The 26021-nt window shown below is 70.0% G+C and carries 27 protein-coding genes; 13 read left to right on the top strand and 14 right to left on the bottom strand.

What is annotated here, in order from left to right; translation table 11 throughout:
- Positions 1 to 109 precede the first annotated feature (109 nt).
- Entirely contained in the window at positions 110 to 595 is a 486-nt protein-coding gene (locus tag ACFZCY_RS28290) for a carboxymuconolactone decarboxylase family protein (RefSeq protein WP_391179163.1), read from the top strand.
- Between the two features lie 62 nt (positions 596 to 657).
- Here the strand turns inward: ACFZCY_RS28290 and ACFZCY_RS28285 are convergent, their stop codons facing one another.
- Entirely contained in the window at positions 658 to 1302 is a 645-nt protein-coding gene (locus tag ACFZCY_RS28285; RefSeq protein ID WP_391179161.1) for a dihydrofolate reductase family protein, read from the bottom strand.
- Between the two features lie 87 nt (positions 1303 to 1389).
- The gene (locus ACFZCY_RS28280) at positions 1390 to 1965 is read right to left on the bottom strand and encodes a TetR family transcriptional regulator (protein ID WP_391179159.1); all 576 of its coding nucleotides are present in this window, start codon (positions 1963 to 1965) and stop codon (positions 1390 to 1392) included.
- A gap of 69 nt (positions 1966 to 2034) precedes the next feature.
- On the opposite strand from ACFZCY_RS28280, the gene ACFZCY_RS28275 reads away from it, so the two are divergent.
- Complete coding sequence (locus tag ACFZCY_RS28275; RefSeq protein WP_391179156.1) at positions 2035 to 2625, top strand: dihydrofolate reductase family protein; 591 nt, start codon at positions 2035 to 2037, stop codon at positions 2623 to 2625.
- Positions 2626 to 2708: 83 nt separating this feature from the next.
- On the opposite strand, the gene ACFZCY_RS28270 is transcribed toward ACFZCY_RS28275, so the two are convergent.
- Positions 2709 to 3170: a hypothetical protein gene (locus ACFZCY_RS28270; protein ID WP_391179153.1), complete on the bottom strand. Its 462-nt coding sequence runs from the start codon at positions 3168 to 3170 to the stop codon at positions 2709 to 2711.
- Positions 3171 to 3320: 150 nt separating this feature from the next.
- Positions 3321 to 4166: a DUF1963 domain-containing protein gene (locus ACFZCY_RS28265; protein ID WP_391179150.1), complete on the bottom strand. Its 846-nt coding sequence runs from the start codon at positions 4164 to 4166 to the stop codon at positions 3321 to 3323.
- A gap of 104 nt (positions 4167 to 4270) precedes the next feature.
- Here ACFZCY_RS28265 and ACFZCY_RS28260 point away from each other — a divergent pair, with 104 nt between their 5' ends.
- Positions 4271 to 4945: a DUF5701 family protein gene (locus ACFZCY_RS28260; RefSeq protein ID WP_391179148.1), complete on the top strand. Its 675-nt coding sequence runs from the start codon at positions 4271 to 4273 to the stop codon at positions 4943 to 4945.
- A 94-nt stretch (positions 4946 to 5039) separates the two neighbouring features.
- Here the strand turns inward: ACFZCY_RS28260 and ACFZCY_RS28255 are convergent, their stop codons facing one another.
- Positions 5040 to 8678 carry an FG-GAP-like repeat-containing protein gene (locus ACFZCY_RS28255; RefSeq protein WP_391179145.1) on the bottom strand — a complete coding sequence of 1213 codons (3639 nt, stop codon included), beginning with the start codon at positions 8676 to 8678 and terminating at the stop codon, positions 5040 to 5042.
- A gap of 209 nt (positions 8679 to 8887) precedes the next feature.
- Here ACFZCY_RS28255 and ACFZCY_RS28250 point away from each other — a divergent pair, with 209 nt between their 5' ends.
- From ACFZCY_RS28250 to ACFZCY_RS28230, 5 genes are all read left to right on the top strand, one after another.
- Positions 8888 to 9625: a MerR family transcriptional regulator gene (locus tag ACFZCY_RS28250; protein ID WP_391179142.1), complete on the top strand. Its 738-nt coding sequence runs from the start codon at positions 8888 to 8890 to the stop codon at positions 9623 to 9625.
- A 223-nt stretch (positions 9626 to 9848) separates the two neighbouring features.
- Positions 9849 to 10007, top strand: a complete 159-nt coding sequence (locus ACFZCY_RS28245) for a Scr1 family TA system antitoxin-like transcriptional regulator (protein ID WP_391179139.1) — start codon at positions 9849 to 9851, stop codon at positions 10005 to 10007.
- 4 nt (positions 10008 to 10011) lie between these two features.
- Positions 10012 to 10194: a DUF397 domain-containing protein gene (locus ACFZCY_RS28240; RefSeq protein ID WP_391179136.1), complete on the top strand. Its 183-nt coding sequence runs from the start codon at positions 10012 to 10014 to the stop codon at positions 10192 to 10194.
- Complete coding sequence (locus ACFZCY_RS28235; protein WP_391179133.1) at positions 10191 to 10400, top strand: DUF397 domain-containing protein; 210 nt, start codon at positions 10191 to 10193, stop codon at positions 10398 to 10400. Before ACFZCY_RS28240 ends, ACFZCY_RS28235 begins: the two co-directional genes overlap by 4 nt.
- Before the next feature lie 102 nt (positions 10401 to 10502).
- Positions 10503 to 10814, top strand: coding sequence for an antibiotic biosynthesis monooxygenase (locus ACFZCY_RS28230; protein WP_391179129.1), 312 nt, complete (start codon positions 10503 to 10505; stop codon positions 10812 to 10814).
- A gap of 46 nt (positions 10815 to 10860) precedes the next feature.
- Here the strand turns inward: ACFZCY_RS28230 and ACFZCY_RS28225 are convergent, their stop codons facing one another.
- Entirely contained in the window at positions 10861 to 12027 is a 1167-nt protein-coding gene (locus tag ACFZCY_RS28225; RefSeq protein ID WP_391179128.1) for an alkaline phosphatase PhoX, read from the bottom strand.
- Positions 12028 to 12221: 194 nt separating this feature from the next.
- Positions 12222 to 13127 carry an NmrA family NAD(P)-binding protein gene (locus ACFZCY_RS28220; protein ID WP_391179125.1) on the bottom strand — a complete coding sequence of 302 codons (906 nt, stop codon included), beginning with the start codon at positions 13125 to 13127 and terminating at the stop codon, positions 12222 to 12224.
- Positions 13128 to 13212: 85 nt separating this feature from the next.
- Between ACFZCY_RS28220 and ACFZCY_RS28215 the strand changes: the two genes are divergently transcribed.
- The gene (locus ACFZCY_RS28215; RefSeq protein ID WP_391179122.1) at positions 13213 to 13992 is read left to right on the top strand and encodes a TetR family transcriptional regulator; all 780 of its coding nucleotides are present in this window, start codon (positions 13213 to 13215) and stop codon (positions 13990 to 13992) included.
- A 36-nt stretch (positions 13993 to 14028) separates the two neighbouring features.
- On the opposite strand, the gene ACFZCY_RS28210 is transcribed toward ACFZCY_RS28215, so the two are convergent.
- Positions 14029 to 15498, bottom strand: a complete 1470-nt coding sequence (locus ACFZCY_RS28210) for an ATP-binding protein (protein ID WP_391179121.1) — start codon at positions 15496 to 15498, stop codon at positions 14029 to 14031.
- A 274-nt stretch (positions 15499 to 15772) separates the two neighbouring features.
- On the opposite strand from ACFZCY_RS28210, the gene ACFZCY_RS28205 reads away from it, so the two are divergent.
- The 3 genes from ACFZCY_RS28205 to ACFZCY_RS28195 all read left to right on the top strand — a co-directional run bounded on the left by ACFZCY_RS28205 (position 15773) and on the right by ACFZCY_RS28195 (position 17751).
- Complete coding sequence (locus tag ACFZCY_RS28205; RefSeq protein ID WP_391179119.1) at positions 15773 to 15970, top strand: hypothetical protein; 198 nt, start codon at positions 15773 to 15775, stop codon at positions 15968 to 15970.
- Between the two features lie 72 nt (positions 15971 to 16042).
- Complete coding sequence (locus ACFZCY_RS28200; protein WP_391179117.1) at positions 16043 to 16687, top strand: sigma-70 family RNA polymerase sigma factor; 645 nt, start codon at positions 16043 to 16045, stop codon at positions 16685 to 16687.
- Positions 16684 to 17751 (top strand): CU044_5270 family protein, encoded by a 1068-nt coding sequence (locus ACFZCY_RS28195; RefSeq protein WP_391179115.1) that lies wholly within the window; start codon positions 16684 to 16686, stop codon positions 17749 to 17751. The genes ACFZCY_RS28200 and ACFZCY_RS28195 overlap by 4 nt, the downstream gene beginning before the upstream one ends.
- Positions 17752 to 17888: 137 nt before the next feature.
- On the opposite strand, the gene ACFZCY_RS28190 is transcribed toward ACFZCY_RS28195, so the two are convergent.
- From ACFZCY_RS28190 to ACFZCY_RS28170, 5 genes are all read right to left on the bottom strand, one after another.
- The gene (locus tag ACFZCY_RS28190; protein WP_391179113.1) at positions 17889 to 18788 is read right to left on the bottom strand and encodes an ABC transporter permease subunit; all 900 of its coding nucleotides are present in this window, start codon (positions 18786 to 18788) and stop codon (positions 17889 to 17891) included.
- Positions 18785 to 20152 carry an extracellular solute-binding protein gene (locus ACFZCY_RS28185; RefSeq protein WP_391179110.1) on the bottom strand — a complete coding sequence of 456 codons (1368 nt, stop codon included), beginning with the start codon at positions 20150 to 20152 and terminating at the stop codon, positions 18785 to 18787. The genes ACFZCY_RS28190 and ACFZCY_RS28185 overlap by 4 nt, the downstream gene beginning before the upstream one ends.
- A gap of 133 nt (positions 20153 to 20285) precedes the next feature.
- On the bottom strand, positions 20286 to 21299 hold the full coding sequence (locus ACFZCY_RS28180) for a chitinase (protein WP_391179107.1): 1014 nt from the start codon (positions 21297 to 21299) through the stop codon (positions 20286 to 20288).
- Positions 21300 to 21422: 123 nt separating this feature from the next.
- Complete coding sequence (locus ACFZCY_RS28175) at positions 21423 to 22136, bottom strand: response regulator (protein ID WP_391179104.1); 714 nt, start codon at positions 22134 to 22136, stop codon at positions 21423 to 21425.
- Positions 22137 to 22281: 145 nt separating this feature from the next.
- Positions 22282 to 23901: an ATP-binding protein gene (locus ACFZCY_RS28170; protein ID WP_391179102.1), complete on the bottom strand. Its 1620-nt coding sequence runs from the start codon at positions 23899 to 23901 to the stop codon at positions 22282 to 22284.
- Between the two features lie 164 nt (positions 23902 to 24065).
- Here ACFZCY_RS28170 and ACFZCY_RS28165 point away from each other — a divergent pair, with 164 nt between their 5' ends.
- Positions 24066 to 25511 carry a cation:dicarboxylate symporter family transporter gene (locus tag ACFZCY_RS28165; protein WP_391179099.1) on the top strand — a complete coding sequence of 482 codons (1446 nt, stop codon included), beginning with the start codon at positions 24066 to 24068 and terminating at the stop codon, positions 25509 to 25511.
- Positions 25512 to 25684: 173 nt separating this feature from the next.
- Here ACFZCY_RS28165 and ACFZCY_RS28160 read toward each other — a convergent pair whose 3' ends face one another.
- Complete coding sequence (locus tag ACFZCY_RS28160) at positions 25685 to 25879, bottom strand: hypothetical protein (RefSeq protein ID WP_391179096.1); 195 nt, start codon at positions 25877 to 25879, stop codon at positions 25685 to 25687.
- Between the last annotated feature and the right edge of the window lie 142 nt (positions 25880 to 26021).

The raw sequence follows: 26021 nt of genomic DNA, 5'->3' as shown, positions 1-26021 counted from the left end.
GAGCGGTGGCGCACGTCACATGGCCGGAGGTGTCACAGGGAGCGGGCCGTCGGCATCTCGTGTTCGTCCAGCGCCACACCCCGAGAGAAGCACGCGAGAGGACGAACCCATGGACGCCCGGTTCAACCTGTTCGAGAACGAGATCTCCGCCAAGTTCGCCAAGCGGTTCGCCAACGCCGCACTGGTGATCCACCAGTCGCCGCTGCCGAAGTCCACACAGGAGCTGGTGTCGCTGCGCGCCAGCCAGATCAACGGCTGCGGCTGGTGCGTCGACATGCACACCAAGGAGGCCGCGGCCGCCGGGGAGACCGCGGTCCGGCTGGGCCTGGTCGCCGTCTGGCGCGAGGCCACCGTGTTCACCGAGGCCGAGCAGGCCGCGCTGGCCCTCGCCGAAGAGGGCACCCGGCTCGCCGACGCTCAGCTCGGCGTGTCCGACGAGACGTGGGCCCAGGTGCGCAAGCACTACGACGACGACCAGATCGCGGCGCTGGTCTCGCTGGTCGCCCTGATCAACGCGGCCAACCGGCTCGCCGTGATCGTGCACCAGCGGGGAGGCTCGTACGAGCCCGGCATGTTCGCCGCCGCGGTCAACTGACCGCTACGACCCCGGCCCGGCCCCGGGACCACCAGCCCCGGGCCGGGCCCCCACTCCTCGTATCACTTCCGCCAGAACAGGTGGTGCGTCACCCCACTCGGGCTGGGCACGACGTCGCGGTGGAACCGGTCGAGCAGCTCGTCGGGGGACTCCCAGAGCCGTTCCCCGGCCTTCAGCTCCACCGGTGCGACCACCACGTGCAGGGTGTCGACGAGGTCGGCGTCGAGGAACTGCCGGATGGTACTCACCCCGCCGCCGAGCCGCACGTCCTTGCCCTGCGCCGCCTCCCGCGCCTGAGCGAGGACCGAGGCCGGATCGCCGCCGACGAAGTGGAACGTGGTGTCGGAGAGCGTGAACGAGGGACGCGGGTGGTGCGTCATGACGAACACCGGCGTGTGGAACGGGGGCTCGTCGCCCCACCAGCCCTGCCAGTCGTGGTCCTGCCAGGGCCCGCGCTGCGGCCCGAACTTGTTGCGGCCCATGATCTCGGCGCCGATGTTGCGGGCGTAGTCCCGCGTGAAGTAGTCGTCCAGCCCGCGGCTTCCGCCGGAATCGGTGCGCATGGGCCAGCTCGCCGTGGCCCCGGCCCAGGCCATCAGCTCCCCGGGATCGGCGTCGCCGAACGGTCTCTCCAGGCTCTGGTGCTCACCGGCACCGAATCCGTCCCGCGAGACGGCGAAGTTCTGGACTCTCAGCAGCTGCGTCATGGGGCGCTCCTCCTGTGGGGGTGTCGACGAGGGGTTGGACCGCCCGGCCCGAACAAACTCATCGCCGATCCCACGCCTTTTTGGATGTCACAGCGCCACGACGCGCTCGACGGCGGCCGCGACCAGAGCGTCCCGCTCCGCTTCCGAGAACACGTCCGGCAGTGTGAGCTGCTCGACGATCAGCCAGTTGAGCGCCAGATACAGCAGCCGGACCGCCGTGGCGTCACCGGGCAGGCCGGATTCCTCGTGATAGGCCACGTTGGCCTCCATGTCGGCGCGGACGCGCTCGGTCAGCACCGCGCGCAGCGCGGGCCGCCGGGTCGCCTCCAGGCGGAGTTCCAGGAGCGCCAGATAGCCGGTGCGGAAGGCGCTGATCCGGCCGACCAGCTCGCGCATCAGCGCCGCGTACCCCTCCCGGTCCCGGGTGCTCGCCTGCTGCCGGGCGATGGTCGCCTCGTCGGGATGGAGCCGTTCGTAGACCCGGGCACCGGCCTGGGTGAGCAGGTCGTCGCGGTTGGCGAAGTAGTTGGAGGCCGTCCCGGCGGGCACCGCGGCCTCGGTGTCCACCGCCCGGAAGGTCAGCCCCCGCGCGCCCTCCGCGGCCAGCACCTCGATGGCGGCATCGACGAGGGCCGCCCTTCGCTCGTCGTTCCTGCGCACCATTGACACCACTCCAGCTGTAGTACTACGTTCACACCACCTCGATCAGAGTACTACGACTGGAGTGATTAGGTGCGAGAGCTCGTCTACTACGTCGCCGTCAGCATCGACGGCTACATCGCCGGACCCGGCGGGGAGTTCGACTTCTACCCGGCGGGCGACGAGGCGCAGACCGCCGCCTACATGGGGGCGATGAACAAGCGCTACCCCGAGACCGTCCCCACCGCCATGCGCCCCGCCTGCGGCCTCACCGATGCGCCGAACCAGCACTTCGACACCGTCCTGATGGGCCTCGGCGCCTACCGCCCCGCACTGGACGCGGGCATCACCAGCCCGTACGCACACCTGCGCCAGTACGTCGTCTCCACCACCCTCGGCCCCAGCCCCGACCCGGACATGACGGTGATCGACGCCGACCCGCTCGCCCTGGTCCGCGACCTCAAGCGGAAGGAGGGCCAGGACATCTGGCTGTGCGGCGGCGGCCGACTCGCGGGGACGCTGCTGCCCGAGATCGACCAGTTGATCGTCAAGAGCTATCCGGTGGTCGCCGGATCCGGAATCCCCGCCTTCCACGGCGCGTTCGACCCCACTGTCTTCCGGGTGACCGACCGCGAGTCGTTCGATGGCGGCGTGATGGTCACGTGGTTCACCCGGCGCCGCTGACCCGGACACCACGACGCCCCTCCGCTTCCCGTCGTCGAACGGGAAGCGGAGGGGCGCTTCGTGCGGGCCGGGCGGCGCCGGGGTTACGCGTAGACGGTGACCCAGGAGCTGCACGATTCCCAGTCGCCCTTGACCAGGCAGATCTTCATGGAGTGCGCGGTGCCCTCGCCGAGATTGCCGGTGGCCCAGGGGCTCCAGTAGGGCGAGCCGTGGCCGCGTGTCGAGGCGATGCGGCCGGTTTCGAGACGGGCCTCGATGCCCATGCCGTCGGCGGAGCCGTCGTAGGCGATGATGGCGTCGCCCGGGTCCTCCTTGCCGTCCCCGTTGGCGTCCCCACCGGGGTCCTGGCTCCAGATCGCCGACCCGGAGTAGACGCCGTCGACGGAGATGTCCAACTGCCGGTACGGGCTCTGGGCGACCTGCGATCTGAGGGTGAAGGACACCTTGGGCTTCGCTTCGCTGGCCTGCGCGGTGGCCTGAGTGGCCGCGACGGCCCCCAATGCGAGCGTGCCGGCGACGCCGACCTTGACGATCTTTCGAATCATATGTTCCCCCATGTGTCTCGAAATGCTCCTGAGTCTCAGGCAGCGCCATCCTTCACCGGGCGCTCACCTGCAACAAGCGCGATTCCGGCCGCCGGTGACGGAGGTATAGGCCATTCCGCCGCCGACTGTGGAGGGCCTATGAGGGAGCTGTCACCAGATGTCGGGGGTCGGTATCGCCTGGTTGAAGTCACCCGCCCGTAGCGCCTCGGTGGGGATCGACCAGTGCATCCAGCCGCCGTCGCCGCCGATCCACCACTCGTCCTGGCCGGACAGCTGGAGCAGGTGGTGGTAGAGGTTCGGGTCTTCGTGGTTCGGCAGCATCGGTGAGCTTCCGGTGGGGAATTGCGGTCGGCCGAAGGCGATGTCCTCCGACGAGTCCAGCGTGCCCGGCCGCTGCGACCACTCGGTCAACAGGCCCTCCAGATGCATGGCGGGCATGGCCCGGGCCATGTCGTCGAACCCGGGGCCCAGGTCGAGGCCGTCCCAGGCGGGATCGTAGGAGTCGGGGAAGGCGAAACCGGGCGCCGCCGCCCACGGGACCGGGTCGAAGACGCTCGACCGGGCGGGTGGCTCCGCCTCGACGGCGTACGCGGAGCGAGCCGCGATCACCCGACCCAGCTGCGGGTCGAGGCAGCCGTACGTGATCGAAAGCTCCATGGCTGCCGGGTCGGCGTGCTCGGAGTCGCTGTCGAGGGAGAAGAAGTTGAGCAGGCCCGTCCCGGCGGGGACGATGCCGTCGAGCCAGGGGGCCAGGGCGTCGGTGTCGAGGACGGCGAGCAGGCTCAGCGGAAAGCCGTCGCAGGTCGGCCATTCCGTGCCCGGTTCGAGCATGGCCCGCCCACCGAAGCGGCTGTGCCCGGCCGCCTCGCGGCCCGGCCCGGCTTCGGTGAGGGCGAAGCCCGGACGGGCGAGGCGGACGAAGCGGTCCGCGAGATCCGCGCCGAGGCGTTCGGCGCAGAAGTCGCGCAGGGCGGTGAGCGTGGCGTTCGGTTCCATGCCGGGGATTCAAGCAGCCGCCTGTGACATGACGGAGGGGAACGTTCCGGAGGGTACGGCCCGTTGGCCCTGGGCCCGTACGCCGCCGCTGTCCTGGGAGCATCGTGCCCGAAACCACGCCCGCCGCCTCCGCCGTTCTCCCCGTACTCCCGGCCCTGAGCGCGCAGGCCGAGCGACTGATCGAGCTGGGGGTGCACGAGATCGCCGGGCTGCCCGCCGCCGAGCTTCGCGCCTTCGCGGCGGCCGCCGAGGCCCCCGCGGGCGGTGACGGTGCCCTGCTCACCGTTCACCCGGACCGCGCCCCCGCCTCGGCCGTCGCGCCGTTGCTCCACCGCGACGGCACACCGGGTTTCGTCGTCACCGACATGCCCGACGTCGACCTGTTCACCCCGCTCGACACGGTCGCCGTACCCGACGCCCCGCTCTACCTCGTCACCGGCCTGGACCGCGGCGACCACATGGCCAACTGGAGCCCGAACGAGGCACTGCCTGCCCTCACCGAGGAGCACCGCACGCCGCTGCTGCTCACCGAGGGCATCCACTGGGTGCTCCAGCAGCCCGCCGTCCTGGAGCGCAACCGCTGCTTCATGACCATCGGCTCCCGGCTGCGCAAGGCCAACGGCGCCCTGGACGCCCGCACCCCGGCCATCTGGATCAGCAACGGCACCGGCCGGGACGGCCGCGAGCGCCGCAACGCCTCCAAGGTCGGCTGGTGCTGGGTGGGCAACCGGCACACCTGGCTGGGCTTCGCCTCGGCGACGAAGCGCCGGGGTGGGTGAGCACAGGTGACCGTGGGCGGCCCGACGCCGAACGGGGCCTGGTGCTGCACGCGCCAGGCCCCGTGGGGCGGGGACGGATCAACCGGCGGGAGCCTTAGGTGTTGCCGCCTCGGTTGAGCCAGGCCCGGACGGATCCGCCGTCGTAGACGACGACGTAGTCGGACCTTCCGTCGCCGCTGATGTCGCGGAACGCCACCTCGTCACCGGGGAATCCGGTCTCCTTGACGAAGTTGCGGTGCTCGGTGAAGCCACCGTGACCCCGGCCGCCCTCGTTGATGTAGGCGTGGACGGCCCCGCGCCTGCCGACCATGAGGTAGTCGGCCCTGCCGTCACCGTCGACATCCGCTAGGCGCAGCCGGTCACGGGAGCCGTAGGGGACGCCAGGAGCCCAGTTACGGTGCTCCTTCCAGTGGTAGCCACCGTCCTTCGCCTTCAGGTTGTAGTAAGCGTGGACGGAGCCGTCCTTGCCGACCCTCAGGTAGTCGGCGCGACCGTCACCGTTGACGTCGGCGAACCGGACGGCCTCCTGGGGAACATTGGTGAGCTTGAAGGGAATCCTGTAGTCCCACTGGATTACTCCGTTTTTCGGGCCTTTGTTCAGCCAAAGCTCCACGTTTTGCTTCTTCGTGCTCCGGGGAGGCACCACGACGACGTCATCGCGGCCGTCACCGTTGAAATCGGCGAAGTGGTAATTCCATCCTTTACGGCTGCCGACGGTATCGAAGCTGGGGTCCGTCTCTTCCCAACGCGGTTTGCCGGGCTGGCTCTTGCGGTTGAGAGCGACACGCAACTTGCCGCGGTGGGACATGCGCACGTAGTCGTCGCGGCCGTCACCGTCGAAGTCCATGAGGTCGGTGCGGCCCGAGGGATAGTCCATGCCGGGGGCGACGACACCCAGCGCCCGCCAGCCCGGTCCCGCCTTGCTCTGGTCCTCATCCGGGTCGTCCGGATCGCATTTGGTGGCCGGCTTCTGCGGGTCGGGCTTCTTGATCCAGCCTCGGTCCGCAGCTTCCACGATGCCGCTGTGGAAGTCGTAGCCGAGTTTCGCGTAGCCGTGGTCGTTGGGGTGGGCGTCGTCCTGGAGGCCGTCGCCGACCTTGACGTCATTGGTGTCCACCAGCACCACGTGCTTGCCGTCCGCACGGAGGTCGGAGACGATGCCGGGCAGCTTGGCGTTGAACGCGTCGATGCGGGGCTGCAGACCGGCTTTCCCGGTCGGGATGACCTTCGCGACCACGACCACCGCTTTCGGTGAGTCCTCCAGCGCGTCTGTGATCAGTTTCTTCATGCGCTGGGGCGCCGTCGAGAGTTCGTACTCCTGGTTGACGTCGTTGGTCCCGGCATGCAGGGTGATCACGTTCGGCTGGTACCGGGGTACGTAGCACTTGGCGTGCCCCGCGATCTCATCGATGCGCTTACCCGGATGGCCCTCATTGTCCCGGTCGGACAACTTTCCCGCGCGCACTGAGCCGACGAAGTTGACCTGTTGCCTACCGGCCGGGTCTTCGAGAGCGTCGTAGAGCTCGTCGCGGTAGCCGGTTCCGTCGGAACTTTCCTTGCCATAGGTGATCGAGTCGCCCAGCGGCATCAAACGGACGCTCTGATCCGTTCCCTCCTCGGATACCCGTACCTTGTCAGGGCCCGTGTTGGGCGCCCCCCGGCAGTCGAAGGAGCCCTTGGAGCGGTCGTTCGTCGCCTCCAAGGTCCGGCGCAGGCAGGTGCCCAGTGCCTGCTGCCCGAACGCGTTGGGGTGCGCCGCCTCCTGCGCCTCGCCCTGAGTCCAGGGGAACCAGTCCATCAGCCCCGGAATCCACCGCACCCATTCGGCCGCGGTCGCGTCGGGCGGGTTGTCGAGGGTGTCGTCCTCGCCGGCCTGCTTCGCGCCCCGCTCGCACAGTTGGTGACCGGCGAACGCGGACTCGGTGTTGAGGAAGATGGCGTCGCGCGACTGGGCGACGGAGGAGAGGCCCCTGTTCAGGCCAGGCACGACGTCGTGGTGGAGCCAGTCCACGTCCTCGTCGAGCAGCGGGCAGCCGCCGACCAACTCCCGCTGCCACCCCGCGTTCTCATAGCGCATTTTCAGCGCCGAGGGCACGGGGTTGGGGTACCCCTGAATGACGATCTTCGTGCCGTCCTGGCCGGCGCCCGACAGAGTCTCCCGGATCTCCTTGACCGTGGTGTCCACCGCGTCCCGCACATCGCCGAGCTTGCGCTCGATTTCCTCGCGGCCGTTGTCACTGCACGGGAGGTTGCCCTCGTAGCCGGCGACACAGTCCTTGGCGATCTTGGAGAAGCCCAGGTCGTTCCCGCCGATGGAGAGCACGACATACTTGAGCCGGTACCGGCCGGCCAGCTCGGCCAGCTGCTCCACTTGTGGCTTCTCGCCCTTGAAGGTCCGGGAGGTCACATCTTCGGTGGTGGCGCCGGAACAGGCGATGTTGAAGCGGCGCTTCTGCGGGATGCCGAGCTCGTCGCCGATCGACTTGATCGGCGCGACATCCGACCGGTGGCACATCTCCTCACCCTCACCGGTGTTCCCGTACACCCGCTTCGGGTCATGCTCGCACTTCTCGTCGACCCCGCTGCCGGTGCAGTCGAACGCGGTCCGGTCGGTGCCGTACGCGGAGCCCTCCTTGGCCTTGTAGCTGTACTGGCCGTTGAAGCCATTGCCCTGCCAGCGCCCGGCCTCGCCGGAGATGTAGCTGTCGCCCATGGACACCACCGCGTCCTCGCACTGCTCGGCGCCGGCGGCGGCCGGAGTGGCCGCGGACTGTCTGCCGCCGACGCGGGTGGCGCCCGAGGTACACGCCTGGTCGGGGATCAGCAGCACAGGGGAGTGGTCGGAGAAGCGCCCCGGTTCGGCGAGCCGGACAGGGTTGGTGTGGCCCTGCTGTTGGACGTTCCCCGCGAGTGCGTAGTCGAGCTCCTTTTTGCTGGTATGGGTCTCCTTCCCCGTGTTGTGCAGGGTCAGGCCGTTGAGGTTGCCGAGCTGATCCGGCTCCCGGTTGAAGTCGCCGCCGACCATGACGCTGTACGGCGTCGGGGTCTGCGCCTGCGCCCATGTCCAGGCCCTGCGCGCCTGCGCCATCGCGTCGTTGCCGTTCGGGGAGTCGGAGTGCAGGGTGAAGTACACATCGTTGCCGAATTGCACGCCCAGCATCGGGCGCAGACCAGCGGAAACCCGCCCGACCAGGACCGTATCGTCGGCCGGCTCGCGGGTGACGATCGTGGGGTTCACGCGGTGCCCGTTGGTGTCCCACTCGACGCGGTAGATGTGGTAGGTCTGCTGCCCCGAGACCTTCCAGGTGTAGTGCTCGACCTTGTCGATGGGCTCGGACCCACCGTTGACGATCTTGGGGCTCAGTGTGCCCTGATGGTCTGCGCTCCCCGGTACGTCCATGGGCCCGGCCTCTTGGAGCAGCGCGACGTCCGCCCGGCCGGCATCCGCGTCGGACAGCAGGGGCTTCTTGAGGACCTCCCACTTGCGGGCGGGGTCGTCGCCGTCCTCACCGGCACCCTGCATGTTCCATGTGAGGACGGTGCGGTCGACGGCGGCGGCGTGGGCCGACGAGGCTCCGACCGCGGCGGTGAGCGCGGTGAGCATCCCGGCGAGGAGCGCGGTGACCAGCAGGAGAACGATCGGAATGCGAGGTCTGGCGCCACGCCCCCGAGACGGAGGGTCCCACGGCCTGGGGCCGCGGGGGGTGGGCGGGTCGTGGTCGGTTGTGGGCACTCTGTCCTCCCCGTTTCCGTTGTGGCTGGCGGGCCAGTCGGGAACAGGAGAAACCATGCCGTCGCGGCACACTCAATCCACGAGCCCTGTGAGGTGGGGCACTTGGCCGGACGCGGTCGTGTTTCGACTGTGTGCTGAGGGCATGCATTCGGCCGGGGGCGTCGGTGTGACCGTGCCGAGACCCGGCGGTGGGACGGAGTGAGAGCGTCGTGGCGTGGAGCACGCGCGAGATCGCCGAGCTCGCGGGCACCAGTCTGCGTGCGGTACGGCATTACCACGAGGTCGGTCTGCTCGCCGAGCCGGAACGCCGCGCCAACGGCTACAAGCAGTACGGGGTGGCCCACCTCGTCAAGTTGCTGCGGATCAAGCGCCTCGTGGACCTGGGGTTCTCCCTGTCCCGGATCGCCGAGATGCGCGCCGCTGACGGCCACCGCCCGGAGGAAGCGTTACGCTCCCTCGACGCCGAACTGGCGGCCACGATCGAGAGGCTGCAGCGGGCCAGGGTGGAGCTGAGTCTCATCCTGCACAAGGCGGCGCCGACCGACCTGCCACCCGAGTTCACCGCGGCGGCGGACACTGCGATGCCCGAAGCGGACCGCTCGTTCGTCACCGTCATGGGCGCGGTGCTCGGCCCGAAGGGCATGGACGCCTACACCGACTACCTGGAGAACCCCACCATCGGTCCTGTCGGTGAGGAGTTCGAGAAGTTACCCGCCGACGCCGATGAGCGGACCCGCGCCGACCTGGCCGAGCGCATGGTCCCGAGCGTGCGCTCACTGCACCGGAAGCACCCAGGGCTGAGTACGCTGCGCGCCGATGCCCCGCGTGGTGAGCGGTTCGCCAAGCGGACGATCGACAAGGCCCTCACGGACCTCTACAACCCGGCCCAGGTCGACGTCGTGCGCCGCCTGGGCATCCTGCTCGCGAAGCCGGAGCGGGACCCCTAAGCGCGTGGATGCGACTGCCCTTCGTCGGCCATGCGCGGGGTAGCCAGGTCGAGTTCGGCCCAGATCTCCTTGCCGACGGTGCGCTCCCGTACGCCCCAGCGGGTCGCGAGTGCGCGGACGATGAGCAGCCCGCGGCCGTGTTTGTCGTCCGGGGACGGCTGACGGGGTTGTCGCAGGCCTCACTGGCTCCTTCAACGTTCTGTCGTTCGCAGAGCCTGGGGCCATGGACGTGGTCTACATGGAGCTGCCGTTTTCCGAGATGTGGGTGGAAGGTGGCGATGCGGCAGCGCAGCACGCAAGACTGTTCGATGAGACTGCGAGGATTGCTCTCCCCGAAGCCGAGTCCCGCACCTTCATCGGGACGCTGATCAAGAAACCGTGAGCTTATGACGACCTTCGATTTCCGCAAGTCGACCTACAGCAACGGAACACAGGAGTGCGTCGAGGTGGCCACCAATGTGCCCGACGCCGTGGCGATACGGGACTCCAAGAACCCGGACGGCCCGATGCTCCGGTTCGCGCCAGCCGCATGGCACGCCTTCCAGGCCGTGATCGCGGGGGAGGAGTGAGCGGCGGCGGATTGGTGTACCGCAAGTCCAGCTACAGCGACCCGGAGCACGAATGCGTCGAGGTGGCGACCAACCTGCCCGGCGCCGTGGCGATACGCGACTCCAAGAACCCCGGCGGGCCGATACTCCGCCTGGCCCCCGCCGCCTGGGCGGACTTCCGGAACGCCCTCGTCGGCGGGCGGATCGGGGCGGCACCTCGGGCGTGAGGCCCAAGGCCCTTGCAGCTGACGCCGATGTCAGGGGCTACCTTGCACGGGTGCGGGGCCGATCCGGCTCCGCACCGGAACGCGAAGGTAGAAACGTTGAACATGGAGCAGACGTCCATCATCGTTGCCGGCCGGGTCTTCATCCCTGCCGACGACATCGAGACGTTCATCGCCGAGGCGCAGGCCACCTACCCGATCGCTGCGGCGAATCCGGGAAACGTACTGATCTCGTTCTGCGTGGAGGACGCGGCGGCCGGGACCGTCACGGTGCTCGAGCAGTGGGCCTCCCAGAAGGCGCTCGATCGGCACCTTGCCACACCGGAGGTCATGGCGCTCTTCGCCAAGTGGGGCCCGCGCATGCGCAATGAGGTACGCAAGTTCGACGCGCTCAACGAGCGAGACCCCCGGTCCTGAGGGGTGGGCGGCGCCGCCGCGCCGCCCACCCCTCACCGGATCACGATCAGGCCGAGGCGCGGAACGGCCCCGTGACCTCGTAGGTGATGCCGCCCGAGGAGCTGCCCGTCGTGCCGCGCTGGCTGGAGAAGTACAGCCGCTTGCCGTCGGGGGAGAAGGCCGGGCCGGTGATCTCCGAGCCCGACTGGCCGGAGATGCGCAGGAACGGCGCGACGATGTCGTCCGGGGTGATGACGCAGATCTCCATGTTGCCGCCGTCCTCGGCGACGAACAGGTCGCCGGAGGAGGAGCCGGTGACGTTGTCGACGCCGGTCAGCGGGGCCGGGCCGGGGTTGACCAGGCTGTCGTCGTAGGCGAGTTCGTAGGTGCTGTTGGCCAGGTCGAGCTGCCAGACGCGGTTGTCGCCCTTGGTGGTGAACCAGACGGTGTCGTTGGCGTAGTGGCAGCCCTCGCCGCCGTTGAAGATCTTGGCGGACGGGACCTGGTCGCGGGTGGCCGTGGGCGACCCGTCGGGGTCGGGCACGTTCGTCCAGCTGAACGACCCCGAGGTGCCGGTGCCCGCGACCAGCACCTGGAGCGTGCCGGAGGACAGGTTGCCCCAGGTGGCCGGGACGAACCGGTAGAAGCAGCCGTCCGTCTCGTCCTCGGTCAGGTAGATCGCCTTGCGCACCGGGTCGGCGGCGGCCGCCTCGTGCTTGAACTTGCCCATGGCGTCGCGGCGGACGGCTGCGTTCACGCCCCACGGGTCGGTCTCGTAGACGTAGCCGAGGGACACCTCCTCGCAGGACAGCCAGGTGTTCCACGGGGTGGCGCCGCCCGCGCAGTTCTGCCGGGTGGCGGACAGGATGCGGCGGGCACCGGTGATGGTGCCCGAGGAGTTGAACGTGACGGCGCTCGCGCCGCCACTGGGGTTGATCTCCGAGTTGGAGACGTAGATCCAGCCCGTGCCGTCGGCGAAGCATGCGCCGCCGTCGGGGGCGTTGTGCCAGGTGTACGAGGTGCCGGGCACCGACTGGCCGGACCGGGCGATCACCCGGCTGGTGAAGCCGCTGGGCAGCGCGATGCCGTTGGCGTCGGCAGCTTGCAGAGCACCGTACGGGCCGGGGCCCGTCTGCGCGGGGGCCGCGTAGGCGGCGCCGCGCATGAGGGTGCCGCCGAAGGCGGCGGCGGAGGCTCCGATGACTGCTCCGCGCAGGAAGACACGACGTTCCACAGCTACTCCTTCATCAAGAAGGTCGAATGGATGGCTGGTTGAGCGTCGCCGACTGGTCACGAGGGAAGAACGTAGGGCCGCAGCACGTGGCCGATCAGGCCCCTCTTGGCGAACTCTTTACGTCCAACTGGTGAGTCACCTCGCGCGCAAACGATCGGTGGCCGGAACTGGGGGAGCCTCGTCGGCCCGGCTGGTCACGCGTTCAGCAGGGCCTTGAGGCGGGTCGCGCCGGACGCGGTCAGCCAGGCATCGAAGGTGAGCAGGCCGGGGTGGAGGGCGCGGAGGGGCTCGATGTCGACCAGGGGGTAGAGGCCGTCGTTGAGGGACTGGATGCCGCGAGCCGCCTCCTCGCTCCGGGCGCGTACCGCTTCGAGGGGGATGTGGACGTACGGGACCTCCCGGCCCGTGGCCCGGCTGATGGCGGCGGCGGTCTCCGGTGGAGTGAGGACGTCGCCCGCCAGGTCGAAGGCGCGGGAGCGGAAGCCGGCGGGGTCGGCGAAGGCGAGGGCGGCGAAGGCCGCGATGTCGGTGAGCGCGATGAACTGCTGGCGGGTGTCCGGGTCGAAGGGGGTGGCCAGGGCGCCGCCCCGGAGGCCCCAGAGGGGGTGGAGCAGGTTTTCCATGAAGGACGTGGGGCGCAGGACGGTCGCGGGCATGCCGATCGCGCCGATGTGCTCCTCGATGCGCCGCTTGCTCTCCAGCGTCGACAGTCCGCTGTCATCGTGGGCGCCGAACGCGGAGGCGTAGACGAGGAGATGGGCTCCGGCGGCCAGCGCGGCGTCCGCCACGTTCCGGCCTCGCCGCACCTCGTCCTCCGGTCCGTACTCCTCGGGCACCCCCGACACGCCGGGGGTGGGCTGGACGCTGAAGACGCCATGGGCTCCGCGGGCCGCCGCGTCGAGCGAGGCGCGGTCGTCCAGGTCGCCTGCGACCACTTCGGCGCCCGCCGCGGCGAGGGCGCGGGCCGCGGGGCCGGCGACGTCACGGGTGAACGCGCGGACGTGCCAGCCGTCGCCGAGCAGGCGCCGCGCGGTGGCGCCGCCCTGCTGACCGGTCGCGCCGGTAACGAGGATGGTTCGTTTCGACGTCGTGGGGCTCATAGGGGAACGCTCCCGGATAGAATCGGAACGAGTGACCCGGTTAACGTACCGGAATGTCCGACCCGTTTGTCAATCAGGAGCGAGGGTGAAGGACGTGGCAGAGGGGGAGGAGGCGCTGCCCTCCCGGGCCGACGCGCGGCGGAACAGGGCGCGGGTGCTGGCCGCGGCCAGGGCGTCGTTCGCGGCAGAGGGCCGCATGGTGCCGCTCGGTGTCATCGCCGAGCGGGCCGGGGTGGGTGCCGGGACGGTGTACCGCCACTTTCCCTCCAAGGAGGACCTTTTCGCGGCGGTGATCGCCGAAGGCGTGGCGGGTTTCGTCGCGGAGGGGCGGGCGCTGGCCGCGGCCGAAGATCCGGGGGTGGCGTTCTTCGGCTTCCTGGGGCGGGTGATCAGGGAGGCGTCGTTCAACCGTGCGTTGTGCGAGGCGTTCGCGCGGGAGGCGCCCGGCCGTTCGCCCGATGAGACGGCGGTCGCTGCCAGGCGCGAGTTCGGCGAGGTGCTGGGCGTGCTGCTCCGGCGTTCCCAGGAGGCCGGGGCGGTGCGGGCGGACGTCGAAGCGGCGGACGTGCGGGCGCTGGTGGCGGGATGTGCGGCCATGGAACAGGGGCGGGGCCCCGGGCCCGGGGTGCTGACGGCGGTGATGTGCGACGGCCTGCGGCCGGAGCGGGCCGTAACGAAAACCCGTAACGTAATGAGGGAGGCGGAAAGGGAAGCCGACGGTCCGCGTGACGAAATCGGGCGGTGTGAGATGTGTGGCGGCCGACTGCCCGGCGACCGTACGGGCCGCGCGGGCCGCCCCGCACGGTTCTGTGGGGCGGCGTGCAGGCAGAAGGCCCACCGGCAGCGCGCGCGTGCGGGCAGTTGATGGCCGTGACGCCTGCCTGTAGGAAATCCAGGGCCGTCACGTCCCGTGGTAAAGCCGCGCCACGTCGATGAGCTGAATGGTCTCGTCCCGGCTCGCCATGTCCTGGAGTTCTTCGGTGAAGCCGGCGCCGCTGAAGCACAGCAGGCGGGTCTCCTGCTCTGGGGCACCGCTGCGGGCTCCCAGCAGGCTACGCAGGTGCTCCAGGCGGCGCAGATGTCCCACGCCCATGATGTCGTTCCACTTCGCTTCACCGAGGGCCAGCAGGGTCTCGCGCTCGCCGGTGTCGCGGCCGAAGACGGCGACGTCGACCTCGTGACTGGTCTTCGCGCCGGGGTCGGATACCGTGCCGCTCGCTACACGGGCGGGGTGGCCGCCGTAGGTGGTGGGGTCCGCATGCCATCGGGCCCACGTACGGCAGATGCTTTCGAAATGCGGTCCGACGACCTTGCTGCGGAATGTGGGCTGGGCACGGCTCCATACATCGGCGGCGCGGCCGGGGCGCTCCAGATCTCCCCACATCGGGCGCATGACGGCGTGGTAGAAGGTGACCATCGGTTCGGCAATCCGATAGGCGGAGCGATTCTTCCGGAACGCGTCGGTTTCATGCGTGATCATGCCGACGTCCTCGAGGACCCCGAGCGGGTGGGCGAGGTCGGTGGACTTGCGGCCGAGGTAGTCGGCGATGCCGCCGCGTGACGCGTTGCCTTGGGCGATGGCGGCCAGGACCGAGTGATAGAGAGCCGTATCGCGGAGCTCGGGCTCTTCGGCCAGCAGGTAGCGGGCTTCACGGAAGAGTGGTCGCCCGGGGTTGAGGACGGTGCGGATGACCCAGTCGTCGAAGTCTTCCGGGCCCGCGGGGGTGTCGCCCTGGGTGAACTCGCGCCGGTAAGCGGGGGTCCCGCCGACGATCGCGTTGGTCAGTACGGCGGTGGGCAGGTCGGCGATGTCCCAGAACTGGGCGGCGAGGCGGAAGTCCAGGGTGGGGACGATGAGGTCGAGTCCCGCACGGCCCCGCAAGGGTGCGTTGCCGGCCAGCAGCTTGCCCATGAAGGACAGCGCGGACCCGCACAGGAGGAGGCGCACGGGGGTGTTGGTGTGCTGGGCGCCTGGGTCGAGGGCCCGCTGGATGAGGGATGGCAGGGAAGGCGATGCCTTGGCGAGGAAGGGGAACTCGTCGATCACGACGGTGGTGGGGCCCGACGTCGCGATTGACATCAGTCGCGTGATGGCCTCGTCCCAATGGGAGAACCTGAACGGAACGGGCTCGCCGACGTGGGAGGCCAGGGCGGCACCGAACTGACGCAGCGCATCGGCCTCCGTGGTCTCGGTCGCGGTGAACATGAAGCCACCCGTGGCCCGGGTGACCGCGTCCAGGAGGAAGGTCTTGCCCTGGCGACGGCGCCCGGAGACGACGCCGAGCGTCGCCTCCGGACCGGCATAGGTCGCGAACCGGACGAGCTCGGACCACTCGAAGTCCCGGTCGAACATCTCGGGCGGCTTCTTCATGGACGCGTCCCCTCATGAATAGGTCTGCTTATTATAACTGCACCTATAGATGCCCGCCGTGTGGCGCGCCGGACTGCCGCCTTCGACTGGTCTCACCCGGTCGGTGTGGCCGCCTGTCGCAGGGCCGCCTCCAGGACGTCCGCCAGGGGCGCGGCCGGTCGTCCGAGGAGGGGGCGAGTGTCGGGTCGGCCGGGGCGAAGTCGCCCCGGCGGCTCGCCGCGAACAGGCCGACGAGCAGGTCGGCCCGCGCCTCGGGCAGGCCGTGGTCCAGCAGGTGGGCGCGGTAGTCGGTGTCGGGGACGACGACCCCGCGCTCGCGGCGATCACCACCGACGCGCCCGTCGCCCCCGAGCCCGGACCCGCCGCCGCCGTCACCCTCCGCGCCGCACTGCCGCGTACCGACGCCCTGACGGCGTCCGAAAGCGCCCTCATGCGCGAATGGCTCGACCGGATCGCCGGCCGAGCCCGCTGAATTCCCGTACGGGCGAGGGCCCTGTGACGCACGTCACCGGAACTCGCCCGCCCCCGCGGGTCAGTTGAAGACGTGACCACAGATATGCGAACCCGGGTGCGGGCCGGGGATCCCGACGCCTTCGCGGAGCTGTTCGACGAGTACGCGCGCGCGGTGTACAACCACGCCTTCCGGCTGACCGCCGACTGGTCCGTCGCCGAGGACGTCATGTCGGCGACGTATCTGGAGGCGTGTCGGCGGCATGCGTCGGTCGAGGCCGAAGGGGGTTCGCTGCGGCCCTGGTTGCTGGGGATCGCCACCAACGTCGCCCGCTCGCACTGCCGCGGCAACCGGCGCTACCGGGCCGCGGCCGCCGCTGCCGCCGAGGCCGGGCCCGAGGCGCAGCGGATTCCCGACCACGCCGAGGAGACGGCGGGCCGGGTGGACGACCGGCGGCGCATCAACGCCACGCTGACCGCGCTCGCCTCGCTGAAGCGGGCCGAGCGCGAGGTGCTGGTGCTGTGCCTGTGGGAGGGCATGGAGTACGCCGACGTCGCCCGCACCCTCGCCATCCCCATCGGAACCGTCCGCTCCAGGCTGTCCCGCGCCCGCACGAAGCTGCGCAAGCTCGCCGATGCCGAACTCATCAGGAAAAAACGGGAACTCGCCTCCCCCACCCGGCAGATAACAGGCGATCGCGGCTACGCGATCCGGTCCGCAGAGGAAGGAAACCGATGAACGCCAGCCCCTCCCAGCCGCACCCGGCTGAGTGGCCGGAGACCCGGGAGCTTCGGGACACCGAGGAGCGGGATCTGCCGGCGGGCCGCCATGCGTCGCACAAGGAGCACCTGATGGCCCAGATCCATGACGACATCCGCAACACCACCGCACCCGCCGCCCCCGCGCGGCAGCGCAGTCCGTTCCTGCGCCGGAGGATCCTGCTGCCCGCCGCGGCCTGCGCCCTCGCCGGGGCGATCGTGGGCGGTGTCGCCCTGTACGGAAACGACGGCGGGGACGGGACGACGCCCCTGGCCACCGGACCCGCGCTGACCACGCCGCTCGGCACCGCCGACGCGAAGGGCGCCGCCCGGCTGCTGGACCGCATCTCGCTGGCCGCCGCAGACGCCTCCGGGCCCACGGTGCGCGACGGCCAGTTCCTCTACATCGCCTCGAAGGTGGCCAGCACCTACCCCAAGACGGTGGACGACACGACCACGGTGGTCAGCCAGCAGCTGCACGACCGTCAGGTCTGGCAGTCCCGCGACGGGAGGGACGGCTGGCTGATCGAGGCGGGCGAGACCGGCGATCGGGGCATCACCCTGGCCAGTGAGCACCCGGTCAGTTCGGCGTACGACAACCTCGTCAAGCTGCCCACCGACGCCGACGCACTGCTGAAGAAGATCAACCAGGACTCCGACAAGGACCGGGACAAGGAGGTCCCCCGCGACCAGGCGGCCTTCGTCGCCCTCGGCGATCTGCTGACCGAGAGCTACCCGCCCGCGAAGCTCACCGCCGCCATCTACCAGGCCGCGGCGAAGATCCCTGGGGTCGTGACGGTGGACGACGCGGTCGACGCCATCGGCCGCCACGGGGTCGCGGTGGCGCGGCTGAACGAGCAGGACGGCCAGCGCACCGAGTGGATCTTCGACAAGAAGAGCCTGGAGTTCCTGGGTGAGCGTAATGTCCAGGTCAAGCCCGACACGAGCGGGGTGTTCAAGGTCGGCACCGTGACCTTCACCAGCGCCATCACCCAGCGCGCGGTCGTGGACGGCAACAAGCAGACGCCGTCGCGGGCGGGCTGACGCGATGCCGTCGAAGATCTCCACGGCGGCGGTGTGCACCCTGCTGGTCTCGGCGGCGCTGACGGGGGCCGCGCTCGCGGCCCCCGGCTCCGGCCTCGGCGCACGGCAGACGGGCACGGTCAGCGCACCGGCGGACGTCAGACCTCCTCGCGCATCAACCGCAGATACACCACCGAGAACGCCGCCCCCACCAGCAGCAGCAACAGCGCCACCGCCGTGCCGTAGCCGATCAGGGACTTGTTGAACGCCTGGTCGTACATGAACACCGGCAGCGTCTGGCTGCGGTTGCCGGGGCCGCCGCGGGTCATGGCCCAGATGAGGCCGAACACCGACAGCGTCTGCAACGTGTTCAGCATCAGATTGGTGCCGATGGAGCGGCGGATCATCGGCAGGGTGACGTGCCAGAAGCGGCGGAGGCCGCCCGCGCCGTCGACCTCCGCCGCCTCGGTGATCTCCTGGGGGATCTCCGACAGGGCGGCGGAGTAGACGAGCATCGAGAACGCCGTGCCGCGCCAGACGTTGGCGAACGACACGGCGAGGATGGGCAGGGTGTACAGCCAGTTCTGGGACGGCAGGCCCAGCCCGTCCAGGAGCGCGTTGAGCGTGCCCTCGCGGCGGAAGAACGCGTACAGCAGGAAGCCCGCGACGATCTCGGGCAGGACCCAGGCCGCGACCACGACCGACCCGATCAACGTGCGCACCGGCTTGGAGGCGCGCCGCATGAGGGTGGCCAGGGCCAGGCCCAGGGTGTTCTGGCCGAGGAGGGACGAGACGACCGTGAAGACGAGGGTGAGGACGACCGCGTTGCGGAAATCGCCGTCCCCGAAGGCGCGGCGGAAGTTGGCGAGGCCGATGAACTCCGTGGTAGAGGTGCCGGTCAGCTGCATGTCGGTGAACGCGATGTAGCAGCAGTAGGCGATCGGCCCGCCGAGGAAGAGCAGCAGCAGGACGGTGGCCGGGGCGAGCGGGAGCCAGCGCAGCGGGCGGCCCCGGCGTGCGGGGGAGACCGCCGCCGGGGCTTTGGCCGCGGTGGTCATCGGCCCACGGCGCCGTCGGTGACGGACTTCAGCTGCTCGTCGTAACGCTTCGCCGCGCCGCTCGGCGAGGCGTCACCCGTGGTCGCCGCCTCCATGGCCTCGCCGATGGCCGAGGACACCTGCGGATAGACGGGGAGCGCCGGGCGGTAGTGGGTGTTCTTCACCAGGCCGGTGAAGAAGCGGATGCCGGGCATGGAGGAGAGGTATTCGGGGTCCTTCGCGACGTCCTCGCGGACGGCGATCTGGGCGTTGACGATGTCCCACCGGACCGCGTTCTCCTTGGTCTGGAACCGCTCGATGAACTTCCAGGCCAGATCGGGGTTCTTGGACTTCGCGCTGATCGCCCAGGTCCAGCCGCCGGACATGCTGACCTTGCCGGGTGCCTGCCCGTGCTGCGTCGGCATCGGCGCCTGGCCCAGGGTCTTCGACCACTCGGGCCAGGGCTTGCCGCCGGTCTTCAGCCAGTTCTGGCCGAGCCACGAGCCGTCGAGGGCGATGGCGAGCTTGCCCTCGGGGAGCCATTCGCTGTAGACGGTGGTGCCGACGTTGGGGTCGAGGGCGTCGGAGATGTCGGGGCCGAGCTTCTCGTCGTACACGGTCTTCAGGAACGCCAGGGAGTCCCGGAAGCCCTGGCCGCCGGTGACCCACTTCTTGGTCTTCGGGTTGTAGAGCGGTTCGTCGCCCGCGCCGCCCGTCCCGTACAGCAGCATCTCGAAGCTCTGCATCACGGAGGTCTCGCCGGGGGCCTTGCCGGTGTACACGTTGAGCGGGGTGACGCCGGGGACCTTCTTCTTGATGGCGCGCGCGGCCTTGAGGATGTCGTCCCAGTTCTTCGGCGCCCAGTCGGCGGGCAGCCCGGCCTTGGCGAAGATGTCCTTGTTGAACCACAGCCCGCGGGTGTCGGTGCCGTCGGGGACGCCGTACGTCTTGCCGTCCTCGGCCCTGGCCGCCGTCTTCGCCGTGTCGACGAACTGGTCCCAGGACTTCCACTTGGCCAGATAGTCGTCCAGCGGTCGCAGATAGCCCGCCTTGATGTCCGCGTTGATCCGGAAGGTGTCCTCGTAGACCAGGTCGGGGGCGGTCTTCGGGGACCGCATCATCTGCTGGACCTTGGTGGCGTAGTCGTTGTCCTGCGCCTGGATCGGGATCAGCTTGACCTTCTTGCCGGGGTTCGCCTTCTCGAACTGCTTCTTCACCGCGGCGAGGTGGTGGTCCTTGAAGCGGATCTTGTTGTCGGTGCTGCGGTTGTACGCGACCTTGACGGTGTCCGGATCGCTGCCCGAGCCGCCACCGCAGGCGGTGAGCCCCGCGGTGGCGACGAGGGCGGCGGCGGTGAGGATCAGTGTGGCGGGTGCGGGGCGCACGGCACGACCTCCTTGCTGGCCTCTGTGGGCTGCGGGCCGACCGTAAGGTCGCCGTCAACGCAAGGTCAATCCCCGTACACGGGGATATGGTTGGCATGACGGGCGCTCGAACGCGCGGCGCAAGAAGAGGAGTTCAGCCCGTGTAGCCCGCCAGCGCCTTGGTGAAGTCGTACGTGCCCTGGTTGATGCCGCTGCACGCGTCCGCGTCCGTGCCGGAGCCGCACTTGCGGTCGCGGTTGAGGGACCAGAAGCTGACCCGGGCCAGATGGTGGCTCTGGGCGTACGAGATCATCGACTTGAAGTTGGCCAGGGTCACCGTCTCGCCCGCGACGTCCGTCTTGCCGTTCATCGAGGAGAAGCCGACCTTGCGGTAGGCGGCGTCCGAGGAGAGTCCGTAGGCGCTCGCGACGGTGTTCTTCAGGCCGTCGACCGCCGACTTGGTGGCCGCCGCCATGTCGACGGAGCCCTGCCCGAAGTCGAACGGCATGACCGTCCAGCCGTCCACGTCGACCCCGGCCTTGGCGCCGCGCTTGACCAGGTCCGTGCCGTTGGCGTCGGGCCCGGTCGTGGTGGTGCCGAAGGTGACGTAGACCTTGATGCCGCTGTTCTTCTGCTTGACGGTCTTCAGCGCGTCGATCACCCGCTGCCGGACCGTGGCGTTCTCGAACTCGGTCGACTCGATGTCGATGTCGATCGCCTTGAGCCGGTACGCGTCGATGACCTTCTGATACGCGGTGGCGAGCGCGGAGGCGGACGAGCACTTCTCGCCGAGCTTGTTGCCGCTCCAGCCGCCGAAGGAGACCGTGACCTCGCCACCGGCAGCGCGGATGGCGTTGATGGTCGACTGGTCGGTGCCGCCGGTGAGGGCGCGGGAGCCATCCCACTTGGGGGCGCAGCCGCCGTCGGAGAGCATGAACGCCATCGTGAACTGCTGGGTGCCGGTCGCCGACATCACGTCCGTGGTCTTGGGCGGACTGCCCCAGCCGAGGTAGAGGTACGGGCCGGTCTGGCCGGTGGCGGCGGCCGCCGTGTGCGGCGACGGGGGCGTGGCCTGGGCGGTGGCGGCCGCGCCCGTGGCGATCACGGCGGCCAGTCCGGTGGCCGCGGCGGCCAGGGTGCGTCTGTGGTGGCGCGGGAGTATGCGCATGTGGCGTCCTCCTGGGGGGTCGGGGAGGGGTGAGGCTGAACGCTAGCGAGCCGCCATGGCCACGACAAGATGTCGGATAGGAAACTTTCCTACTAGTGACCCAGAAGGCCACTCGGCACTCCCTCAGTGCTCGCTGAGCCAGCGGTAGACCAGTTCCGGGCGCCCTATCTGCCCGTAATGCGGCGTACGGGCGGCGCGGCCCGCGTCCACCAGGTGTTCCAGATAGCGGCGCGCGGTGATCCGGGAGATCCCCACCGCCTCCGCCGTCGCCGCCGCCGAGACGCCGTCCTCGGCGCCGCGCAGCGCCTCGGTGACCGCCTGCAGGGTGGCCTGGGTGAGCCCCTTGGGCATCGAGGCGGGCTGCGGTGCGCGCAGGGCGGCCAGCGCCCGGTCCACCTCGGCCTGCCCGCTGGCCTCGCCCGCGGTCGACCGGAACTCGGCGTACCGCTGGAGCCGGTCGCGGAGCGTGGAGAAGGTGAACGGTTTCAGTACGTACTGGACGACCCCGAGCGAGACCCCGTCCCGGACCACGGCGAGGTCCCGGGCCGAGGTGACGGCGATGACGTCCGCCGCGTGCCCGGCCGCCCGCAGCGCCCGCACCAGCTGCAGGCCGTGCCCGTCGGGCAGGTAGAGGTCGAGCAGGACGAGGTCGGCGGGTGTCCGCTCCAGCAGCCGCTGGGCGTCACCGCCCGTGCGCGCGGTGCCGACGACGGCGAATCCGGGGACGCGCTCGACGTACATCCGGTGCGCGTCCGCCGCGACGGGATCGTCCTCGACAACCAGCACCCGGATCGGCTCCGGGGTCGGGGTCGCCGAGTTCGCCTGCGGCGGGCTCATGGATCGGGATTCCTCTCGGGGGCGGACACGTCAGGGGGAGGCGGAAAGCTCGGGGCCCCAATTTACGGAGCGTAATGAAGAGTGGCCAGGGTTGGGGCCCGGTGAATCCGCCGGGCGTGGCCATCGGCGCCCGTCCCGCGTGTGCTCACCGTGCGGGGGCCGCGGTGACGAGCGGCAGCCGGATGGTGAACTCGGCGCCGGAGCCGGGCGCCCCGGCCACGTCCACGGTGCCCGCGTTGCGGCGTACGGCCTGCTGGACCAGGGCCAGTCCCAGACCGCGGCCCGCCGACTTGGTGGACCAGCCGCGGCGGAAGGCGTCCTCGGTCGCCGCCGGGTCCAGACCGGCACCGGTGTCCGCGATGCGCAGGGTCAGCTCGCCGTCGTCCGCGCGGACGGTGACCGTGACACGGGCACTGCGGGCGGCGCCGCTGCCGACGCCCTCGGTGGCGGCGTCGATCGCGTTGTCGACGAGGTTGCCGACGATGGTCACCAGGTCGCGGGCGGCCAGCCCGGGCGGCAGCAGACCGTCGTCGATGCGGCTGTCGGGGGTGAGGACCAGCTCGACGCCGCGCTCACTGGCCTGGGCCGCCTTGCCCAGCAGCAGCGCGGCCAGTACGGGTTCGGCGACGGCCGCCACCACCTGGTCGGTGAGGGCCTGGGCCAGCTCCAGCTCGGCCGTGGCGAACTCGACCGCCTCGTCCTCCCTTCCCAGCTCGATCAGCGAGACGACGGCGTGCAGCCGGTTGGCGGCCTCATGGGCCTGGGAGCGCAGCGCCTCGGCGAAGCCGCGTACGGAGTCCAGCTCACCGGAGAGCGCCTGCAGCTCGGTGTGGTCGCGCAGCGTGACGACCGTGCCGCGCTGTTCGCCGCTGCTCACCGGGGAGGTGTTGACCACCACGACCCGCTCCGCGGTGAGGTGCAGTTCGTCCACGCGCGGCTCGGTGGCCAGCAGGGCGCCGGTGAGCGGGCTGGGCAGGCCCAGCCCGGACACGTAAGCGCCGACCACGTCGTCGGGCAGCCCGAGCAGCTCCCGGCCGCCGTCGTTGATGAGCGCGATCCGCCGCTGCCCGTCCAGCATCAGCAGCCCCTCGCGCACCGCGTGCAGCGCCGCCTCGTGGTAGTCGTGCATCCGGCTCAGCTCGGTGGCGTTCATGCCGTGGGTGTGGCGGCGCAGCCGGGCGTTGATGATGTACGCGCACAGGCCCCCGACGGCGAGCGCGCCGGCCGCGACGCCGAGCAGGGCCAGCAGCTGGCGCCGCACCTGGGCGCTGATGGTCTCCACCGTGATCCCGGCGCTGACCAGCGCGGTGATCCGGCCCGCGGCCTTCTGGTCGCGCACCGGGGCGATCACCCGCACCGACGAGCCGAGGGTGCCGGTGTACGTCTCGGGGAAGATCCGGCCGCGCAGCGCGGGCTCGATGTGGCCGAGGTAGCGCTCCCCGATCCTGTCCGGATCGGGGTGTGTCCAACGGATGCCACGCGGGTTCATGATGGTCACGAAGGTGACGCCCGTGTTCCGGCGCACCTTCTCCGCGTACGGCTGGAGCCGGGCGCTGGGGTCGTCGGACCGTACGGCGTCGGCCACCGAGGGGGAGTCGGCGACGGCAGCGGCGGCGGCCGTGGCCTGACTGCGCGCGGCGACCGTGGCCTGGTCGCGGTCGGTGATGTACGCGAAGACGGCGCATCCCGCCACCAGGGCGGCAACGAGCACGACCTGCATCGCGAAGAGCTGGCCGGCCAGGCTCCGCGGGTGGGGGATGCGCATGTCCATCAGTCTGCACACGAATCTTTGTGTGAACGAAATGAACGGAAGGGTGACCCCCGTCACAGGCGTGGGGCATAGTCGCCGGAACCGTTCAAGGCGGTGTGCGAGCCGCACACGGTACAGCGCCGGGACAGTTGGACGGCCATAGAGAAGGAGGCAGCACCGTGGCTGCGGAGATCACGCCGCCCGCGTCGGGACGTACAGAGCCGGAGCGGCCGAAGGCGAAGAAGAAGGAAAAGATCCACTACCTCTACCTCGCCGTGATCGGCGCGGTGGCGCTGGGGATCCTCGTGGGCTTCGTCGCCCCCGACACGGCGGTCGAGCTGAAGCCCATCGGTGACGGCTTCGTCAACCTGATCAAGATGCTGATCTCGCCGATCATCTTCTGCACGATCGTGCTCGGCGTCGGTTCGGTACGGAAGGCCGCCAAGGTCGGCAAGGTCGGCGGTCTGGCGCTCGGCTACTTCATGGTGATGTCGACCGTCGCGCTCGGCATCGGCCTGATCGTCGGCAACCTGCTGGACCCCGGCAGCGGGCTGCACTTCAGCCAGGAAGTGGCGAAGGAGGGCCAGAGCCAGGTCGACCCCGGCGCGAGCGAGGGCCTGTCCGGGTTCCTGCTGAGCATCATCCCCACCACGCTCGTCTCCGCGTTCACCTCGGAGCAGGTGCTGCAGACCCTGTTCGTCGCCCTCCTCGTGGGCTTCGGCCTCCAGGCCATGGGCAAGTCCGGTGAGCCGGTGCTGCGCGGCATAGGCCACATACAGCAGCTCGTCTTCAAGCTGCTGTCGATGGTCATGTGGCTGGCCCCGGTGGGTGCCTTCGGCGCGATGGCCGCGGTGGTCGGCGCGACCGGTCTGGACGCGCTCAAGGCGCTCGCAGTCATCATGATCGGCTTCTACACCACCTGCGTCCTCTTCGTGTTCGTCGTGCTCGGCGCGATCCTGCGGCTGGTCACCGGCGTGAACCTGTTCCTGCTGCTGAAGTACCTGGCGCGGGAGTTCCTGCTGATCCTGTCGACGTCCTCCTCGGAGTCGGCACTGCCGCTGCTGATCGCCAAGATGGAGCACGCGGGTGTCAGCCGTCCCGTCGTCGGCATCACCGTGCCGACCGGCTACTCCTTCAACCTGGACGGCACCGCGATCTACCTGACCATGACGTCGCTCTTCATCGCCGACGCCATGGGCAAGCCGCTCGCGATCGGCGAGCAGATATCCCTGCTGGTGTTCATGATCGTCGCCTCCAAGGGCGCGGCCGGTGTCACCGGCGCCGGTATGGCGACCCTCGCGGGCGGTCTGCAGTCGCACCGTCCCGACCTGGTCGGCGGCGTCGGCCTGGTCGTCGGCGTCGACCGCTTCATGAGCGAGGCCCGCGCCCTCACCAACTTCGCGGGCAACGCGGTCGCCACCGTCCTGGTCGGCACCTGGACCAAGGAGATCGACAAGGACCGGATGAACGAGGTCCTCTCCGGACGCCTCCCGTTCGACGCCGCGGCCTTCGCGGCCAACGGCGGCGGCCACGGCCCGGCCGCCGAGGACTCCGACGGCGCCGACACCAAGGCGCTCCCCGAGCAGCGTGACGGTGACACGGCCAAGGAGCACGTGCCTGCCTGACACCCCACGCCCCTGCGGCCCTGCCCTCCTGAATCGGGGCAGGGCCGCGGTCGTGTTCCGGCACATGGGGTGCTTCGAGCAGTCGTGTCACGCGGCCGCGTCGAGCAAGTGGTGCCCCGCGTCCTCCCCCCGTGGCAGAACACGAGGCACCGGCACAGGGGGAGGAAGGGCGGTCAGCCCTCTCCGTCGGCCGCCGGGCGCAACTGTTCGGGGAGCGCGGTCCATTCGGGGCCGCCGTGCCGCGGCTTGACCCACGCGATGTTGCCACCGGTGTCGATGTACGCCACGCGGCCGACGGCCTCGTGCTCGATGTCGTAGACGAGGTCCCCTATCCGGGGCCTGCGCCGGGTGCCTTCGGCCGTGGTCATGACGCCCAGGGTCCTACGAAGCGCTGATATGCGGCTGATGCCTCGCTGACCTGGCCCTGTCGGTAGGCTGCGGAACTGTCACAGTGAATCTCTGGTACCGACGGGGGCAGCGCGTGGACGGGACCGGGTTACGCCTCTTGGG

It is taken from the genome of Streptomyces sp. NPDC007983 (genome assembly GCF_042958345.1).
In the GTDB taxonomy this organism is placed as follows: Bacteria; Actinomycetota; Actinomycetes; order Streptomycetales; family Streptomycetaceae; genus Streptomyces.
This window is presented reverse-complemented; position numbering and strand designations above follow the sequence as displayed.